This is a genomic window from Pseudomonas sp. B14-6, assembly GCF_013260315.1.
In the GTDB taxonomy this organism is placed as follows: domain Bacteria; phylum Pseudomonadota; class Gammaproteobacteria; order Pseudomonadales; family Pseudomonadaceae; genus Aquipseudomonas; species Aquipseudomonas mandelii.
Window position 1 is genome coordinate 3,779,553 of sequence record NZ_CP053929.1, and the last position, 17,244, is coordinate 3,796,796.

Annotated in this window: 13 protein-coding genes and 1 pseudogene; 10 read left to right on the forward strand and 4 right to left on the reverse strand. The window is 62.0% G+C overall.

The genetic code is table 11. The annotated features are described in order from the left end of the window. The first annotated feature begins 32 nt into the window (after positions 1 to 32). From HP062_RS17330 to trxA, 3 genes are all read left to right on the forward strand, one after another. Positions 33 to 497, forward strand: coding sequence for a YbaY family lipoprotein (locus HP062_RS17330; RefSeq protein WP_042932997.1), 465 nt, complete (start codon positions 33 to 35; stop codon positions 495 to 497). After that, positions 494 to 1,150 carry a methyltransferase gene (locus HP062_RS17335; protein WP_077749237.1) on the forward strand — a complete coding sequence of 219 codons (657 nt, stop codon included), beginning with the start codon at positions 494 to 496 and terminating at the stop codon, positions 1,148 to 1,150. Before HP062_RS17330 ends, HP062_RS17335 begins: the two co-directional genes overlap by 4 nt. 186 nt (positions 1,151 to 1,336) lie before the next feature. Beyond that, on the forward strand, positions 1,337 to 2,209 hold the full coding sequence (trxA, locus tag HP062_RS17340) for a thioredoxin (protein ID WP_077749238.1): 873 nt from the start codon (positions 1,337 to 1,339) through the stop codon (positions 2,207 to 2,209). Here trxA and HP062_RS17345 read toward each other — a convergent pair. Then, positions 2,206 to 2,553, reverse strand: coding sequence for a hypothetical protein (locus tag HP062_RS17345; RefSeq protein ID WP_172791785.1), 348 nt, complete (start codon positions 2,551 to 2,553; stop codon positions 2,206 to 2,208). The genes trxA and HP062_RS17345 overlap by 4 nt on opposite strands. 134 nt (positions 2,554 to 2,687) lie before the next feature. Between HP062_RS17345 and HP062_RS17350 the strand changes: the two genes are divergently transcribed. The 5 genes from HP062_RS17350 to HP062_RS17370 all read left to right on the forward strand — a co-directional run bounded on the left by HP062_RS17350 (position 2,688) and on the right by HP062_RS17370 (position 6,851). Beyond that, on the forward strand, positions 2,688 to 3,266 hold the full coding sequence (locus HP062_RS17350; RefSeq protein WP_077749239.1) for a DUF2796 domain-containing protein: 579 nt from the start codon (positions 2,688 to 2,690) through the stop codon (positions 3,264 to 3,266). A gap of 163 nt (positions 3,267 to 3,429) precedes the next feature. After that, on the forward strand, positions 3,430 to 4,140 hold the full coding sequence (locus tag HP062_RS17355; RefSeq protein WP_172791786.1) for an ABC transporter ATP-binding protein: 711 nt from the start codon (positions 3,430 to 3,432) through the stop codon (positions 4,138 to 4,140). Between the two features lies 1 nt (position 4,141). Beyond that, entirely contained in the window at positions 4,142 to 5,407 is a 1,266-nt protein-coding gene (locus HP062_RS17360; protein WP_102593808.1) for an ABC transporter permease, read from the forward strand. Between the two features lie 11 nt (positions 5,408 to 5,418). Then, a complete protein-coding gene (locus HP062_RS17365) occupies positions 5,419 to 5,931 on the forward strand; it encodes a DUF3299 domain-containing protein (RefSeq protein ID WP_042932995.1) in 513 nt (170 codons plus the stop codon). Between the two features lie 221 nt (positions 5,932 to 6,152). After that, the gene (locus HP062_RS17370) at positions 6,153 to 6,851 is read left to right on the forward strand and encodes an OmpW family protein (RefSeq protein ID WP_172791787.1); all 699 of its coding nucleotides are present in this window, start codon (positions 6,153 to 6,155) and stop codon (positions 6,849 to 6,851) included. Positions 6,852 to 6,926: 75 nt separating this feature from the next. Here the strand turns inward: HP062_RS17370 and HP062_RS17375 are convergent, their stop codons facing one another. Together HP062_RS17375 and HP062_RS17380 are read right to left on the reverse strand one after the other, a co-directional pair. Continuing rightward, on the reverse strand, positions 6,927 to 7,856 hold the full coding sequence (locus HP062_RS17375; RefSeq protein WP_172791788.1) for an NAD-dependent epimerase/dehydratase family protein: 930 nt from the start codon (positions 7,854 to 7,856) through the stop codon (positions 6,927 to 6,929). Continuing rightward, positions 7,849 to 8,733 carry a sugar nucleotide-binding protein gene (locus tag HP062_RS17380; protein WP_010467310.1) on the reverse strand — a complete coding sequence of 295 codons (885 nt, stop codon included), beginning with the start codon at positions 8,731 to 8,733 and terminating at the stop codon, positions 7,849 to 7,851. Before HP062_RS17380 ends, HP062_RS17375 begins: the two co-directional genes overlap by 8 nt. 308 nt (positions 8,734 to 9,041) lie before the next feature. Here HP062_RS17380 and HP062_RS17385 point away from each other — a divergent pair, with 308 nt between their 5' ends. After that, positions 9,042 to 13,367 carry a DEAD/DEAH box helicase gene (locus tag HP062_RS17385; RefSeq protein ID WP_172791789.1) on the forward strand — a complete coding sequence of 1,442 codons (4,326 nt, stop codon included), beginning with the start codon at positions 9,042 to 9,044 and terminating at the stop codon, positions 13,365 to 13,367. Between the two features lie 97 nt (positions 13,368 to 13,464). Here HP062_RS17385 and HP062_RS17390 read toward each other — a convergent pair. Continuing rightward, positions 13,465 to 15,581 (reverse strand): annotated as a pseudogene (locus HP062_RS17390) (mechanosensitive ion channel family protein). Between the two features lie 356 nt (positions 15,582 to 15,937). Here HP062_RS17390 and HP062_RS17395 point away from each other — a divergent pair. Further along, positions 15,938 to 17,140 (forward strand): MFS transporter, encoded by a 1,203-nt coding sequence (locus HP062_RS17395; protein ID WP_172791790.1) that lies wholly within the window; start codon positions 15,938 to 15,940, stop codon positions 17,138 to 17,140. Positions 17,141 to 17,244: the final 104 nt, after the last annotated feature.

Genomic DNA, 17,244 nt, shown 5'->3' on the forward strand with positions numbered 1-17,244 from the left:
GATCCATGGATTTCACCTTGCTGGAGCCGCAAATGTCCCTAAGACCACTCGTATTGCTCAGTGTTTTCAGCCTGCTGGTGGCCTGCAGCAGCGATGCGCCCAAGCCCCAGCCGCCAACACCAGGGCCCGCCCCACAGGCCGCGCAGAAAAAAGCCAAGGAGTCCGCCAACCTCGGCCCGTTGCCCGCCTATCAGCGTGAACTGAGCGGCACCCTGCAAGGCATACCGGCCGGCGCCGAAGTTGAACTGGCGCTGCTGGTGATTGACGCCCAGGACCGCCCGCAACAATTGCTCGCCAGTTCGAGCCTGATCGGCACCAATCAGCTTCTGCCGTTTCACCTGCGCTTCAACCCGGAATCGTTCCCTGCCGGCGTTCGCGTTGAATTGCGCGGTCGCGCCAGCCAGTCCGGCCAGTTGATTTTGCACCTGCCTTCGCAGGTCATTACCCAGCCGACGACCCAGGCCTTGGGTCAGCTGCAATTCGTCAAAGCCCCATGATTGCACCGCTCGACCTGCAACGGGCGTTGGGTGAATTGCTCGGTGATGCGCAGCTTGTGCCTGTTGCGTTGCCCGATACCGAGCTGAAACTCTGGCTGATCGACGGCGATAACATGGACCGCGCGTTCAGCCCGGAAGAAACCCGGCGGATTCTGCATGAACCGCCCTACTGGAGTTTCTGCTGGGCCAGCGGCCTGGCGGTTGCCCGCTATCTCGCCGCATTCCCTGAATGGGTCGAAGGCAAGCGGGTGCTGGATTTCGGTGCTGGCTCCGGGGTGGCGGGGATTGCGGCAGTAAAGGCCGGCGCGCTGGAAGTGGTGGCCTGTGACCTCGACCCGCTGGCGATTGCCGCGTGTCGGGCGAATGCCGAACTCAATGGCGTACACCTCAACTACTCGACGGATTTTTTCGCCGAAGCGGATCGGTTTGATCTGATTCTGGTGGCCGACGTTTTGTATGACCGGGCTAACCTGCCGTTGCTTGATGAGTTTTTGAGCCGGGGCCAGGAAGCGTTGGTGGCGGATTCGCGGGTGAGAGATTTCAGGCATCCGCTCTATCAACGTATCGAAATGCTGGAAGCGATGACCCTGCCGGATCTGGCCGAGCCTGAAGAGTTTCGGCATGTGAGCCTCTACCACGCGCGGCGCGGCTAAAAGCTTCGCGAGCAAGCTTCGCTCCTACAGGTTCGGCGTCGGTCTTCAAATCGGCGTGGGCCTGTAGGAACGAGCGGTGCGACGATCCGACTTGCCCGCGAAAGCGCCCTGTCAGACCGCCCACACTTTCAGCGATACCCTGCCAAGCCTTATAGTTGCCCCATTCACGCTTTTACGAGATCCCCCATGAGTCAGGAAACGCCGTACATCTTCGACGCCACGACCGCCGATTTCGACCAGTCGGTGATCGAGAACTCTTTCCACAAACCGGTGCTGGTGGATTTCTGGGCCGAATGGTGTGCGCCGTGCAAATCGCTGATGCCGCTGCTGCAAACCATCGCCGAGAGCTACCAGGGCGAATTGCTGCTGGCCAAGGTCAACTGCGATCTCGAACAGGACATCGTCGCCCGCTTCGGCATTCGCAGCCTGCCGACCGTGGTGTTGTTCAAGGACGGTCAGCCAGTGGACGGTTTTGCCGGTGCGCAGCCCGAGTCCGCCGTGCGGGCGATGCTTGAGCCTCATGTGCAAATGCCGCCACCCGCAGCGGCCGATCCATTCGAACACGCCCAGGCCCTGTTCGACGACAGCCGTTTCGCCGATGCCGAAGCCGCGCTCAAAGTGCTGCTGGGCGAAGACAACACCAACGCTGCCGCCTTGATCCTCTACGCCCGTTGCCTGACGGAACGGGGCGAACTGGGCGAAGCGCAAACCGTGCTCGACGCAGTGAAAAGCGACGAGCACAAAGCAGCACTGGCCGGCGCCAAGGCGCAAATCCAGTTCCTTGGCCAGGCCAAGGATTTGCCGGATGCCGCAGACCTGAAAGCGCGCCTGGCGAAAAACCCGCAGGACGATGAAGCGGTGTATCAACTCGCGATCCAGCAACTGGCCCGCCAGCAGTACGACGCCGCGCTGGATGCGCTGCTGAAGCTGTTCGTCCGCAATCGCAGCTACAGCGAAGGCTTGCCGCACAAGACCTTGCTGCAGGTGTTCGAACTGCTGGGCAATGATCACCCGTTGGTGACCACCTACCGCCGCAAGTTGTTTGCTGCGCTTTATTAACCTGCGTTGATCCAGCTATAGAGCGGCGTATCCCCGCCGCTCGACACCTTCACATCCGCGCAATGACGCAAACGCACCAGCATGCGCTTGCCCGACGCCGCGCTGCCGGTCAGTCCTTCCAACTGATCCAGCAGATCCGGCCCGCTCAATTGCCCGGCCTTGCGCAGCAAATCCTTGGCGATTTGCCACAGCGCATCATCCTGATTCACCGGCTTGGCCGGGGCGTCACTGGCCTCAGGCTTGACCACCTGCAACTGCGCACCAAGCCGCGCCCAATCGCCGTCGTCCATCTCCAGCGTCAAATCCACCGGCCAGTCGCCGATGCTTCCGCGTATACGCAACATAAGTCTGCTCCTGCACATTTCTGACGAGCATGCTCCCATGTGACTTGCGCAACGCCAAGCAGACGGTCAAACTCCCCGCACTTTCGTTATAAGATTACATAACAAACTCTTCATTTTACTTTCGGAGACCCGCCATGCGCCGTCTGCTGCTCGCTCTGCCGTTCGCCCTGTTGCCGCTGACCGTCGCCCACGCGGCTGAAGAACATGATCATGACCATGAACACGGCAGCCTCAGCGCCCACGAACATGGCGTCGCTCGCCTGAATGCAGCGCTGGACGGTCAGACCCTGGAGCTGGAGCTGGAAAGCCCGGCGATGAACCTGGTGGGCTTCGAACACGCTGCCACCACTGACGCCGACAAGGCCAAAGTGGCCGCCGCTCGTGCGCAGCTTGAGAAACCGTTGGCACTGTTCAACCTGCCGAAAGCCGCCGGTTGCGTAGTGGCGACCCAGGAACTGGAAAGCCCGTTGTTCGGTGACAAGCCGGATGCTGATGACGATCACGATGCCAAAGACGAACATCATCACGACCACAGCGAAATCCACGCCCATTACCAATTCACCTGCTCAGCCCCGGGCGCGCTGAAAACCCTGGACCTGGCCAATATCTTCAACACTTTCCCAGCCACTCAGAAGATTCAGGTACAGCTGATCAGCCCGAGCGGGCAGCAAGGGGTTGAAGTGACGGCCAAGGCTGCCGCTCTCAAGTTCTGAATTCACCACCGCCCCTGTAGGAGCGAGGCTTGCCCGCGAAGGCATCTAATAGTCAACATCTCGTTGAATGAGATGGCCTCTTCGCGGGCAAGCCTCGCGCCTACAGGGATCGGTGTTGGATGTGACATTGAGACAAGTACCCAAAACCCATGAAATCGGCGCTATGACCCAAGCACTCATCGAACTGTCCGACCTGAGCTTCAGCTGGCCCGGTCACCCGCCGCTGCTGGACATCCCGGCGTTTCGCCTGGAGCCCGGCGAAACCCTGTTCCTCAAAGGCCCCAGCGGTAGTGGCAAGACCACCCTGCTTGGCCTGCTTGGGGGCGTTCAGAAACCCGATCGCGGCAGCATCCGCCTGCTGGGCCAGGAGCTGACCGAACTCGGCGCCGGCGCGCGTGACCGCTTTCGCGTCGATCACACCGGCTATATCTTCCAGCAGTTCAACCTGCTGCCGTTTCTCTCGGTGCGCGAGAACGTCGAGCTGCCCTGCCACTTTTCCAAACTGCGCGCCGAGCGGGCGAAACAGCGCCACGGCAGCGTCGACCAGGCCGCCGCCACTTTGCTGGCTCACTTGGGCCTGAAGGATGCAAGCCTCCTCAGCCGCCGCGCCGATTCGCTGTCCATCGGCCAGCAGCAACGGGTCGCCGCCGCGCGCGCGTTGATTGGTCAGCCGGAGCTGGTGATCGCCGACGAACCGACCTCGGCCCTGGACTACGACGCTCGCGAAAACTTCATTCGCCTGCTGTTCGCCGAATGCCGTGAAGCCGGCTCGAGCCTGTTGTTTGTCAGCCACGATCAAAGCCTCGCGCCGCTGTTCGATCGCCATCTGTCGCTGGCCGAACTCAATCGCGCCGCCACCCCGTTCGAGGTCTGAGATGTATTTGTTTCGTCTAGCCCTGGCCAGCCTGGCTAACCGCCGCTTTACCGCGATCCTCACCGCGTTCGCCATTGCCCTGTCGGTCTGCCTGCTGTTGGCCGTGGAACGGGTGCGCACCGAAGCCAAGGCCAGTTTCGCCAGCACCATCAGCGGCACCGACCTGATCGTCGGCGCGCGTTCCGGTTCGGTGAACCTGTTGCTGTACTCGGTGTTCCGCATCGGCAACGCCACCAACAACATTCGTTGGGACAGCTTCGAACACTTCGCCAACAACCCGAAAGTGAAGTGGGCGATCCCGATGTCCCTCGGCGATTCCCATCGCGGTTATCGCGTGATGGGCACCACCGAGGCGTACTTCGAGCACTACCAATACGGCCATCAACAGCACCTCGAAGTGGCCGATGGCCGCGCCTTCGCCAGCGATCCGTTCGAAGTGGTGCTCGGCGCCGAAGTGGCCGATGCGCTGCATTACAAACTCGGCGACAAACTGGTTCTGGCCCACGGCGTGGCAGTGATCAGCCTGGTCAAGCACGACGACAAACCGTTCACCGTAGTCGGCATTCTCAAACGCACCGGCACCCCGGTGGACCGCACGCTGCACATCAGCCTCGGCGGCATGGAAGCGATTCACGTCGACTGGCACAACGGCGTGCCGGCCCAGGGCAAAGGCCGGATCAGCGCCGATCAGGCACGCAACATGGACCTGACGCCACAAGCGATCACCGCCTTCATGCTCGGCCTCAACAGCAAGATTTCGACGTTCGCCGTGCAGCGCGAGATCAACGAATTCCGTGGCGAGCCGATGTTGGCGATCCTCCCCGGTGTGGCGCTGCAAGAGCTGTGGAGTTTGATGAGCACGGCGGAAAAAGCCTTGTTCGTGGTGTCGCTGTTTGTGGTGCTGACCGGTTTGATCGGCATGCTCACGGCGATTCTCACCAGCCTCAACGAACGACGGCGCGAGATGGCGATTCTGCGCTCGGTCGGCGCCCGGCCCTGGCACATTGCGACGTTGCTGGTGCTGGAGGCGTTTGCCTTGGCGCTGGCCGGCGTAATGGCCGGGCTGGGGCTTTTGTATGTGGGCATCGCCCTGGCCCAAGGCTATGTGCAAGCCAATTACGGTTTGTACCTGCCACTCGCCTGGCCCAGCGAGTATGAATGGACGCTGCTCGGTGGCATCCTGATCGCCGCGTTGCTGATGGGCAGCGTGCCGGCGTGGCGCGCGTATCGCCAATCCCTGGCCGATGGCCTGTCGATCCGACTATGAGGACGTTAATGATGCCCCGCGCTCTGCTTGCGCTGTTGATGCTGGTCGCCCTGCCGCTGTGGGCGGCCGAGCCGAAAGAGCTGACCTGGTCGGAAATGATCCCGCCGGACGCCGCACCGGAAGTACCGAACATGACACCGCTGCACGACCTGTCGCAGATGAGCAGCGCGCTGGAATCGGCGCCCGCCGCCAGACAAGACATGCCCAATGCACCTGTGGTGAAAAACCTCGACGGGCAGAACATTCGCTTGCCGGGTTACATCGTGCCGCTGGAAGTGAGCGAGGAAGGTCGCACCACGGAGTTTTTGCTGGTGCCGTATTTCGGCGCCTGCATCCATGTGCCGCCACCGCCGTCGAACCAGATCGTGCACGTGAAAAGCGAAGTGGGCGTGAAGCTGGATGAGCTGTATCAGCCGTACTGGATCGAGGGCGCGTTGCAGGTCAAAGCGTCGACCAGCGAGTTGGCGGACGCGGGGTATCAGATGGAGGCGGACAAGATTTACGTGTATGAATTGCCGGAGTGAATCCGGCGATTCTGTATTGCTTGATCGATAGCTATCGCGAGCAGGCTTGCTACCACAGGGGATCACCAAATCTCTGTGGGAGCGAGCCTGCTCGCGATGAGGCCATCTGCCGCACAACAAAAACAAGGCCATCACTGTTTCATTGAGCTGAGTCAAAAGACCGTATCAGACGCCTCCGTACCATTGGACATCGAATATTTTTAACGTCCTTTGGAGCTCCTATGCACAAGTCCTTGCTCAGCGCTTCGCTGTTTGCCGTCGCGCTCGCAGCCCCGCTCGCTTACGCCCACGAAGCCGGTGACATCCTGGTTCGTGCCGGTGCAATCACCGTCAACCCGAAAGCCGACAGCTCCAGCGTCAAGGTCGATCAAGGCCCTCTGGCCGGCGCCGACCTGGGTGGCAAGGCGACCATGAGCAGCGACACGCAACTGGGTCTGAACTTCGCTTACATGATCGACAGCCACTGGGGGATCGAACTGCTCGCCGCCTCGCCATTCGAGCATGACGTGAAGCTCAAAGGCACCGCCCTGGGCGCAGCCAACGGCAAACTCGGCACCCTGAAACACCTGCCGCCAACCCTGAGCGTTGTGTACTACCCACTGGACGCGAAGTCTGTATTCCAGCCATATGTCGGCGCCGGCATCAACTACACCTGGATCTACGACGAGCACGTCGGCAGCGAAGCACAAGCCAACGGCTTCAGCAATTTCAAGGCGGATAACTCTTGGGGCATGGCGTTTCAGGTTGGTGCTGACTACATGATCACCGACAACATCATGCTCAACGCCCAGGTGCGCTACATCGACATCGACACCACGGCGACCGTGGAAAACAACGCCGTGGCGCCGGGTACTCGTGCCAAGGTCGATGTGGACGTCGACCCGTTCATTTACATGGTTGGCCTGGGTTACAAGTTCTAAACCCACACACCCAAAAAAGGCGCCTCGAAAGGCGCCTTTTTCATGATCGTTCCCACGCTCCGTGGTGGGAACGATCTATCGTCCCAACAACCGCGCCAAGCCAACATTCATCGGCGTCTGCTCAGGGTAAGTAAACCGCTCCAGCAACCGCCGATTGTTCGCTCGCGAGTGGCGGATGTCACCGGAACGTGCCGGGCCGTAACTCACCGGGGGCAATTGACCGACCACCACCTCCAGCGCCTCAAGCATTTGCTTGAGAGAAGTTGCCTGGTTCCAGCCAACATTGACCGCGCCGACTTCGACCTGCGGTTGCTCGATGGCTTGCACCAACAAATCCACCAAATCTTCAACGTAGACGAAATCGCGTGTCTGCTCGCCATCGCCAAACACGGTGATCGGCAGGCCTTTCTGCGCGCGTTCGCTGAAAATACTGATCACGCCGGAATACGGCGAGGATGGATCCTGACGCGGACCGAAAATGTTGAAGAAGCGGAAAATCACCGGCTCCAGACCATGCTGGCGACGGTAGAAATCGAAGTAATACTCGCTGGCCAGTTTGTCCGACGCATACGGTGTCAATGGCGCCTTGGGCGTGTCTTCATCGATCGACTCGCCTTCGCCATTGTTGCCGTAGACCGCCGCGCTGGAGGCGTACAGCACTCGCTTGACGCCAGCCTCACGCATGGCTTCGCAGACATTCAGCGAGCCGATGAAATTGCTGCGGTGAGTCTTCACCGGATCGTCCACCGAGGCCTGCACTGACGCCACCGCGGCCAGATGCGCCACGGCGCTGCAACCGAGCATGGCCTGGGCCACCAGCGCAGCATCGGCGACGTCACCCACAACGAGTTCGACCTTGGGATTGTCCAGCGGCAGGTTGCTGCGTTTGCCGGTGGACAAGTCATCAAGAATTCGCACCGAATGGCCTTTGGCAAGCAAGGCATCGGTCAGGTGCGAGCCGATGAAACCGGCGCCGCCGGTGATTAAAACAGGGCCGTCAGCCATGGCGATAGAACCTATCCAGTAAGCCCGGGAGTGCCGCGCGCCAGGCGCGGGGCTTGATTCCGAAGGTGTGCAGTATTTTCTTGCAGGCCAGCACCGCGTGTTGCGGCTCTTCGGCGGCGTCCGGGCGCGCGGCGTGAGCCTGGGCGGTCGGCGCTTCGATGGCCAGCGGATGCAGGCTGCGGGCTTCGGTCAGGATCGCCTGCCCCAGCGCCAGCGGCGTGGTCGCCTCATGCCCGGCGTAATGATAGGTGCCCCACAGCGGCGCCGCACAATCGAGCTGCTTGAGTACCGAAATGATCACCCGCGCCGCGTCGTCGACCGGAGTCGGGTTGCCCCGGCGGTCGTCGGCCATCAGCAATTCTTCAGGCTGTTCGGCGCGACCGAGGAAGCGCCCGAGAGTGCCGTCGGGGCTGTCATCGAGCAGCCAGCCGAAACGCAACAGCACGTGTTGCGGGCAGGTAGCGCGCACGCTTTGTTCGATCCGCCACAAGGCCTGGCCGCGCAAGCCCAATGGCACCGGTTCGTCTTTTTCGCTGTAGGCGGTCGCCCGGGAGCCGTCGAACACGCGATAGCTCGACGGTTGCAGCAGCACGATGTTGTGGTGCTGGCACAGTTCGGCCAGACGCTCGATCGCCCGCTCCTGCCCGGCCAGGCGCTGTTCGCTAACCGTCTCCGCCTGAAACCAGTCGAAGTAGTAGGCGAGATTGATCAACGCGTCCGGGCGGGTGTCGTCGAGCAGTTGCGTCAGGCTCGCGGCATCCCAGCCGTCTTGCGGTGGGCGGGGGGCGAGGAAACCGATGTCTTCCTCCGCACCGAGGCGAATCAGCGCCTGCCCAAGGGCATTTCCGCCGCCCAGTAACATAAGGCGCATTCGCATAGAGTCAGCAGGCCCAGTCTGATTGGAACGATGGCTTTATCGACAGCGCCCGTGGGCGATGTCGTTGATAGTTGCCGGAATCGTTGCATTTTGCGGGTTTAGTGCGCAACCGTCATCCGTAAAGTGTAGATCCCCGGGATTTGTGGTGCCTGTCCCGACCCCATCGCGAGCAAGCTCGCTCCCACAGGGGGCTGCGGCGCACACAAATCCAATGTGGGAGCGAGCCTGCTCGCGATGAGGCCATTGGAAACAATGAAGGTCTTGAGCGGTACTTGCATCTTCAGTCCCCCACCCGCATAAATTACCCAATGAATCTGCCCATCCCCACGGACGCGGCCCTGGCAGGCTTCCACCCCGCCGTCAGCGCCTGGTTCAGCAATACCTTCCCGACGGTCACCGCCGCCCAGGCCCGGGCGTGGCCGTTGATCCGTCAGCACCGCTCGACCCTGATCGCCGCGCCCACCGGGTCCGGCAAAACCCTCACGGCCTTCCTCGCGGTCATTGACGACTTGGTCCATCGCGGCCTGGAAAATGAAGGCGGGTTGCCTGACGAAACCCTGGTGGTCTACGTCTCACCGCTCAAAGCCCTGTCCAACGACATCCAGATCAACCTGCAAAACCCGCTGGCCGGCATCACCGAGCAATTGCGCGTCATGGGCCTGCCCGAATTGCAGATCAACACCGCCGTGCGCACTGGCGATACGCCGCAAAAAGACCGCTCGTCCATGCGCCGAACGGCACCGCACATTCTGGTGACCACCCCGGAATCCCTTTACGTGCTGCTTGGTTCCGATTCCGGCCGGCAGATGCTCGGTACCACGCGCACGGTGATCGTCGACGAAATCCACGCCATCGCCGCCAGCAAACGCGGCAGCCATTTGGCCTTGAGCCTCGAACGACTGCAGGCGCTGTGCGCGGTCCCGCTGATGCGGATAGGCCTGTCTGCCACGCAAAAACCCATCGAAGCGGTCTCGCGCTTCCTTGTGGGCCGTGACCGCGAGTGCGAAATCATCGACATCGGCCACGCCCGCCCACGGGATCTGGACATCGAAGTGCCGCCAGTGCCGCTCTCGGCAGTGATGGCCAACGATGTCTGGGAACGGGTCTACGACCGCCTCGCCGCCCTTGCCCGCGAACACCGCACCACGCTGATTTTCGTCAACACCCGACGCCTGGCCGAGCGCCTGAGCCGGCACTTGAGCGAACGCCTCGGCAAGGAGGCCGTCGCCGCTCACCACGGCAGCCTGGCCAAGGAGTTTCGCCTCGACGCGGAACAGCGGCTCAAGCGCGGCGAGCTGCAAGTGCTGATCGCCACGGCCTCGCTGGAACTGGGGATCGACATAGGCGACGTCGACCTGGTGTGCCAGATCGCCTCTCCGCGCTCGATTGCCGGTTTTCTGCAACGGGTCGGCCGCTCCGGGCACCAGGTCGGCGGCACGCCCAAGGGCCGTTTGTTCGCCACCACCCGAGATGACTTGATCGAATGCGCCGCCCTGCTCGACTGCGTGCGCCGTGGCGAACTCGACACCCTGCAGATTCCCAAGGCGCCGCTGGATGTCTTGGCGCAGCAGATCATCGCCGAAGTCAGCTGCCAGGAATGGCAGGAGCAGGCCTTACTGGAGATGTTCCGCAAAGCCTCGCCCTACGCCGACCTCGACGAAAAGCATTACCAGGCGCTGCTGAACATGCTCGCCGAGGGCTACAACGGTCGCCAGGGGATTCGCAGCGCCTACCTGCACCGCGACGCCGTGACCCGCACGTTGCGCGGTCGTCGGGGCAGCAAACTGACGGCGGTGACCAGCGGCGGAACGATTCCGGACAATGCCGATTACAGCGTGCTGCTGGAGCCTCAGGGGCTGAACATCGGCAGCGTCAACGAAGACTTTGCCGTGGAAAGCATCGCCGGGGATATCTTCCAGTTGGGCAATACGTCGTACCGGATCCTGCGCGTCGAAACCGGCAAGGTCCGGGTCGAAGATGCTCAGGGCCAGCCGCCGACCATTCCGTTCTGGCTTGGGGAAGCACCGGGACGCAGCGCTGAACTGTCATTCGCCGTCGCGCGCCTGCAAGCGCAGCTCGATGACCTGCTCGGCGCCACTCCGGGCGACTTGCAACCGGCCATCGACTGGCTGACCGACACCCTCGGCCTGAACCTCGCCAGCGCCGAGCAGTTGGTGGATTACCTGGCCCGCGCACGCCTGACATTGGGCGCCCTGCCCTCACAAGACACGCTGCTGATGGAACGGTTTTTCGACGAATCCGGCGGCACGCAATTGATCATCCACTCGCCGTTCGGCAGTCGCATCAACCGCGCCTGGGGCCTGGCCTTGCGCAAGCGGTTCTGCCGCACCTTCAACTTCGAATTGCAGGCCGCCGCCAGCGAAGACGCAATCGTGCTGTCGCTGTCCACCAGCCACAGCTTCGAACTCGACGACGTTTGGCGCTACGTTCACAGCAACACCGCCGAGCACCTGTTGATCCAGGCGATACTCGATGCGCCGCTGTTCGGCGTGCGCTGGCGCTGGAACGCCGGGGTCGCACTGGCGCTGCCGCGTTACACCGGAGGGCGCAAAGTCGCGCCGCAGATCCAGCGCATGAAAAGCGAAGACCTGATCGCCAGCGTGTTTCCCGATCAGATTGCCTGCGTGGAAAACCTCGCCGGTGAACGCGAAGTGCCCGAGCATCCGCTGGTGGAGCAAACCCTCGACGATTGCCTGCACGAGGCCATGGACAGCGAAGGCTGGCTGGCACTCTTGCGGCGTATGGAAAGCGGCGATGTCCGACTGATCAGCCGCGATTTGCCGGCGCCCTCGCCGCTGGCAGCAGAAATCCTCAGCGCCCGCCCCTATACCTTTCTCGACGATGCGCCGCTGGAAGAACGCCGCACCCAAGCGGTGCTCAACCGGCGCTGGACCGACCCGCAGTCCACCGACGACCTCGGTGCGCTGGATGCCGAAGCGATTCAAGCGGTGCGCGACGAAGCCTGGCCAGCCCCGACGGGCGTCGATGAAATGCACGAAGCCTTGATGAGCCTGGCGTGCATCACCGATGCCGAGGCACAGGCCAATGCGCATTGGCTCGACTGGCTCAACGTCCTCGCTGCAAGCGGTCGCACCAGCCGTTTGCAGCTCAATGCCGGGCAATCGCTGTGGTTGGCGTTGGAGCGTCTGACCTGCCTGCGGGCGATTTATCCACAGGCAGATTTGCTGCCTCCGCTGGAGGCGCTACCGGGATTTGATGAGGTCTGGGAAACGGACGAAGCCGTGCTGGAAGTGATTCGCGCGCGGCTCAGTGCGTTTGGCCCACTGCCGTTGCAAGCGATTGCCGAACCTTTGGGATTGCCGGCCATTGAAGTCACCCAAGCGCTGGCGCAACTGGAGCGCGAAGGTTATGTGCTGCGTGGTCAATTCACCCCTGGCGCCATCGAGGACGAATGGTGTGAGCGGCACCTGTTGGCGCGGATTCATCGCTACACGGTCAAGCGTCTGCGGCGGGAAATCGAGCCGGTGGCGTTGCAGGATTTCATGCGCTTTCTGTTCGACTGGCAGCACTTGTCCGCCGCGACGCAAGGCCAGGGCAACGCGGTGCTGCCGGCCATCGTCGCGCAGTTCGAAGGCTATCCCGCTGCCGCTTCAGCCTGGGACAGCGACATTCTGCCGATGCGGATCAAAGGCTATTCGGCAAGTTGGCTGGACGACCTGTGCCGCAGCGGCAAGCTAGTCTGGACCCGCCTGACCGCGCGCAACAAGACGGCCGGCACGGCGTTGCGCAGTACACCGATTCTGCTGCTACCGCGCAGCCAGGTCGGGTTGTGGAGCAGCCTGACCGAGCAGACCCCGGTCAGCGAACTGTCGCCCAAGACGCAAAAGGTCTACGAAGCACTCAGCCAACATGGCGCGCTGTTTTTCGATGAGCTGATTCACGAGGCGCACCTGCTGCGCACCGAGCTAGAAATCGCCTTGCAGGAACTGGTCGGCGCCGGACTGGTGAACGCCGACAGTTTCGCCGGCCTGCGAGCGCTGATCACCCCGGCCAGCAAGCGACAGAACCGCAGCAGCCGACGTGGGCGTGGGGCGTTTGTCGGCGGGATGGACGATGCCGGGCGCTGGGCCTTGCTGCGACGTGGTCCTGCCGCGCCGGTTGTGGATAACAAGCGCCCGACGCCGACGCCGAGCGACACCCTGGAACACATCGCCATGACGTTGCTGAGACGCTACGGCGTGGTGTTCTGGCGCTTGCTGGAACGGGAAGCGGATTGGTTGCCGAGTTGGCGGGAATTGCTGCGCACGTTCCATCGGCTGGAGGCTAGGGGGGAGATTCGCGGTGGACGGTTTGTCAGCGGTTTGGCTGGCGAGCAATTTGCGTTGCCTGAGGCCATTCCATTGCTGCGCGAAGTCCGGCGCCGGCCGCATGACGGGAGTTTGATCGCGGTGTGCGGGGTTGATCCGCTGAACCTTGCCGGGACGCTACTGCCCGGAGCGAAGGTGCCGGCGTTGGCGAGTAATCGGCTGGTGTATCGGGATGGGTTGCCGGCGGCGGCCGAGATTGCCGGCAAGCAGGTTTTCTGGGTCGAGCTGGATCAGCAATCGGCTGCTGAATTACACAGCAAGCTGATCCGCCACAATCCCCTGTAGGCGCGAGGCTTGCCCGCGAAGAACGAAGACACGGTTCTACTGATACACCGCGGTGCGCCCTTCGCGGGCAAGCCTCGCGCCTACAAGGTTTGCGGTGTTATTGAGTACGCGGCTGATCCGGTAACAACACCGGCGAATTCTCCGGCGCCGGCCCGTCGTCTTCCTGCCCGGCCATCGCCTGCCTCGGCATCAAAACCTGCTGTGGATAAGTCTGCGCGAAATGCACGCACGGGCTGTTATCCACAAGCTTCTTCAACCGTTGGTTAAATGCCCGGCTCACCGCATATTGCCCCCCGACACCGTGCGGAACTGCGCCGTCAGCACCACGCCGTTGAGGTCCATTTTGTCGACGCCAAACACATCCAGCGGCCCTTGCAGGTTGTACTTGAGAAACGCGTCCTCGCGGATCGAATCCCCCGCCTCACGGATCAGTTCGATCGCTTTGTCGACATCGGTGTCGTAGGTGAACTGCACCGAGAAAAACGCATAGGCAAACTGCCGCGATTGGTTGGTCACGGCCTTGATCTGCCCGAACGGCACCGAGTGCACGAAACCCTTGCCGTCCCGCAGGCGCAAGGTGCGGATGGTCAGGCCTTCGACCGTCCCGGCATGGCCGGAGTCGAGCACCACCCAGTCGCCGATCGACAGCGTGTCTTCGATGATGATGAACAACCCGGTGATCACGTCCTGCACCAATTGCTGCGAACCAAAACCGATGGCCAGGCCGACCACCCCGGCACCCGCCAGCAACGGCGCAACGTTGATCCCAAGGTTGGCCATGGTGGTAATTGCGCAGATCACCACCAGGATGATTTTGATCGCGTTGCGCAGCAGCGGCAGGATGGTTTTTACCCGCGTACTTGGCTGCGTCGTGCGTTTGTTGACCGGCGGTTTCAGCGCTTCCTGGATCGCCGTATCGAGCACCACCCACAGCAACCAGGTCACCAGAAAGATCAGCCCCATGCTGCTCAACGAATCACTGATCGCCCGCCCTACCTTGTTTTGCTCGGCGAATTCGAACAGCGACACGCCCCAGATCCGCCCAAGGATTTCGATGAAAGCCACGGCCATGATGATTCGTAGCAGCGCATGCAGCAGACTGAGAAAACGCTCCTTGTAAGCGCTGCTGCGCTGGATCGCTTCAACCTGACGCGACTTGAACATGTGCTGGAAAATCGTGCTGAGAAACACCGTGGCAATCAGCAGGATAGTGGTGAACAACGCACAGCGCAGCGCCTTCTGATTGTCATCGCCGACGCCGAGCAGGTTGATCGCCGAGACCATCACCATCAGCAGGATCGGCCAGTACCAGAGCCCGGAAAAGATCCGCAGGGATTCTTGCAGCGACGGCTGTTTGAGGCGCTGGGCCAGGGGCCGGTTACGGATCAGATGCGCCACCGGGCGCCTCAATCGAATCACCAATAAGCCGAAGATGATCGAGACGAAAAAACCGGTGAGCACGGCAGCGCTGCTGGTGATGTTGCCGCCCAGTTGCCGGGCGATCTGCGGGCTGGTCAGCGCATCGCTGAGCGCGGCAAGGAAACCGATCAGGAACAGCGGTCGTGGGCAGAAATCGCGGATGATCTGCACTGCCGTGCGCTTGTGGCCGGTGTTGAACATGACAATCACGCAGAGCAGCATCGAGGTCGAAAAAATGCCGCTGCTGGTGGCGTAGGCGAAACACAGCGCCAGCGCACGGCCCACCGAGGCAGGCAGGAAATGGCTGACGTAAAGGGTCAATGGCAGGCAAATCAGGGCCGGTAGCGTGTAAGGCAACACATAATTGAGCAGATCCTGACTGCGCTGGCGCGTTCGCAGAAAGCGGCCCCGATTCAAGCGTTTGGCGAGTATCCCGCCGAGCACGGTGAGCAAGGCAAAGCTGCCGAGCCAGACGCCGGACAGCATCAGGAAGTCGCCAATCACGCTCCAGCCGGAACGGTTAGAAGGTCGATTGACCAGTTTGTCCACCTCATTCGCCGCCCGGTCCGCCCGCAGGCGCCAGGCATCGACCAGGTCTTCGTTGAGGTCGAGCTTGTCCTGAACGTCGTCGATGCTGGAGCTGATGGCCCCGAGCAGGCCGCCCTGGACCAACGGTTCAGGCGTAGCAGGCTCCTCGGCAGCGGCGGGAATACCCGGCAGCGTGACGGCTTCCAACTCGTTGCTGCCCAGAAACAGCAACGCCCCCAGCAGTATCGCGGTCTTGAACTTGAGCAAAACGGGAAGCTCCTTGGGAAGGGTCTGTAAGGAACTGATCGGGAAATGGCGGGCAAGTTCGGTTTTGCCCGCGAGATAACGGCCAGCAAGTTCCCCTGTGGCGAGGGAGCTTGCTCCCGCTGGGGTGCGAAGCGCCCCCCAAAACCTGCAAACCTGGCTCCTCAGATACAGCGTGCGATATGGCATTTGCGACTGCTGCGCAGCCGAGCGGGAGCAAGCTCCCTCGCCACAGGGTTTCATTTGCCCGCGAGATATTTGACCTGCACGCAAATATCAAATGCCCACCCCTCTATTTTTCCGCACAACCCAAACCCCGACACTGCGCTCCATCAATCAAACCCACCGGAGTTGCAGTCATGCCCATTGCCTTGCTCGCGCTGACCCTCAGCGCCTTCGCCATCGGGACGACCGAGTTCGTCATCGTTGGCCTGTTACCCACCATCGGCGCCGACCTCGGCGTCAGCCTGCCGTCCGCCGGCCTGCTGGTCAGTCTCTACGCCCTGGGCGTCGCCATTGGCGCCCCGGTGCTGACCGCCCTCACCGGCAAAGTCCCGCGCAAATTGCTGCTGTTGTCGCTGATGGTGCTGTTCACCCTTGGCAACCTGCTGGCCTGGAAAGCCCCCAGCTACGAATCGCTGATCCTGGCGCGGATCGTCACCGGCCTCGCCCACGGGGTGTTTTTCTCGATTGGCTCGACCATCGCCACCAGCCTGGTGCCAAAGGAAAAAGCCGCCAGTGCGATCGCTATCATGTTCACCGGCCTGACCGTGGCGCTGGTCACCGGCGTACCGCTGGGAACCTTCATCGGTCAGCATTTCGGCTGGCGTGAAACCTTCCTCGCCGTGTCCGCCCTGGGCGTGATCGCCTTTATCGGCAGCCTGCTCTACGTGCCGAAAAACATCGCCCACAGCAAACCGGCTTCGCTGTTGCAGCAATTGCAGGTGCTCAAGCAGCCACGTCTGCTGCTGGTGTACGCCATGACCGCGGTCGGTTACGGCGGCTCGTTCATCGCTTTTACCTTCCTGGCGCCGATTCTCCAGGACATCTCCGGCTTCAGCGCCAGCACGGTCAGCCTGGTGTTGCTGGTCTACGGCATCTCGGTGGCGGTCGGCAACATCTGGGGCGGCAAACTGGCGGACAAGCACGGCCCGATCAGCGCCCTGAAAATCATCTTTGCCTTGCTCGCGGCGGTGCTGTTCGTGTTGACCTTTACCGCTGGCAACCCATGGCTGGCGCTGGCTACCGTGCTGGTCTGGGGCGCAGTCGCGTTCGGTAACGTGCCGGGGCTGCAAGTCTATGTGGTGCGTCAAGCCGAACATCACACCCCACATGCGGTGGACGTGGCGTCGGGGCTGAACATCGCGGCCTTCAACCTTGGCATTGCCGGTGGCGCGTGGGGTGGCGGCTTGATCGTGGCTCACATGGGCCTGATCCATACCGCCTGGATTGGCGGGCTGGTGGTGTTGGTGGCGTTGGCGCTGACGGCGTGGAGTGGACGTCTTGACCGACTCGGCCCGGTCTACGCCGAAAGCACGACCCGCATCGTCGCCGGACACTAACCCCACAGAAGGTCGGTATGGTTTTCCGGAACCACCGTCCGTAGCCCCGTCGAAACTTTCTCGGTTGCCCCACGGTCATCAAAAGACAGAGGCAACCGAGGACC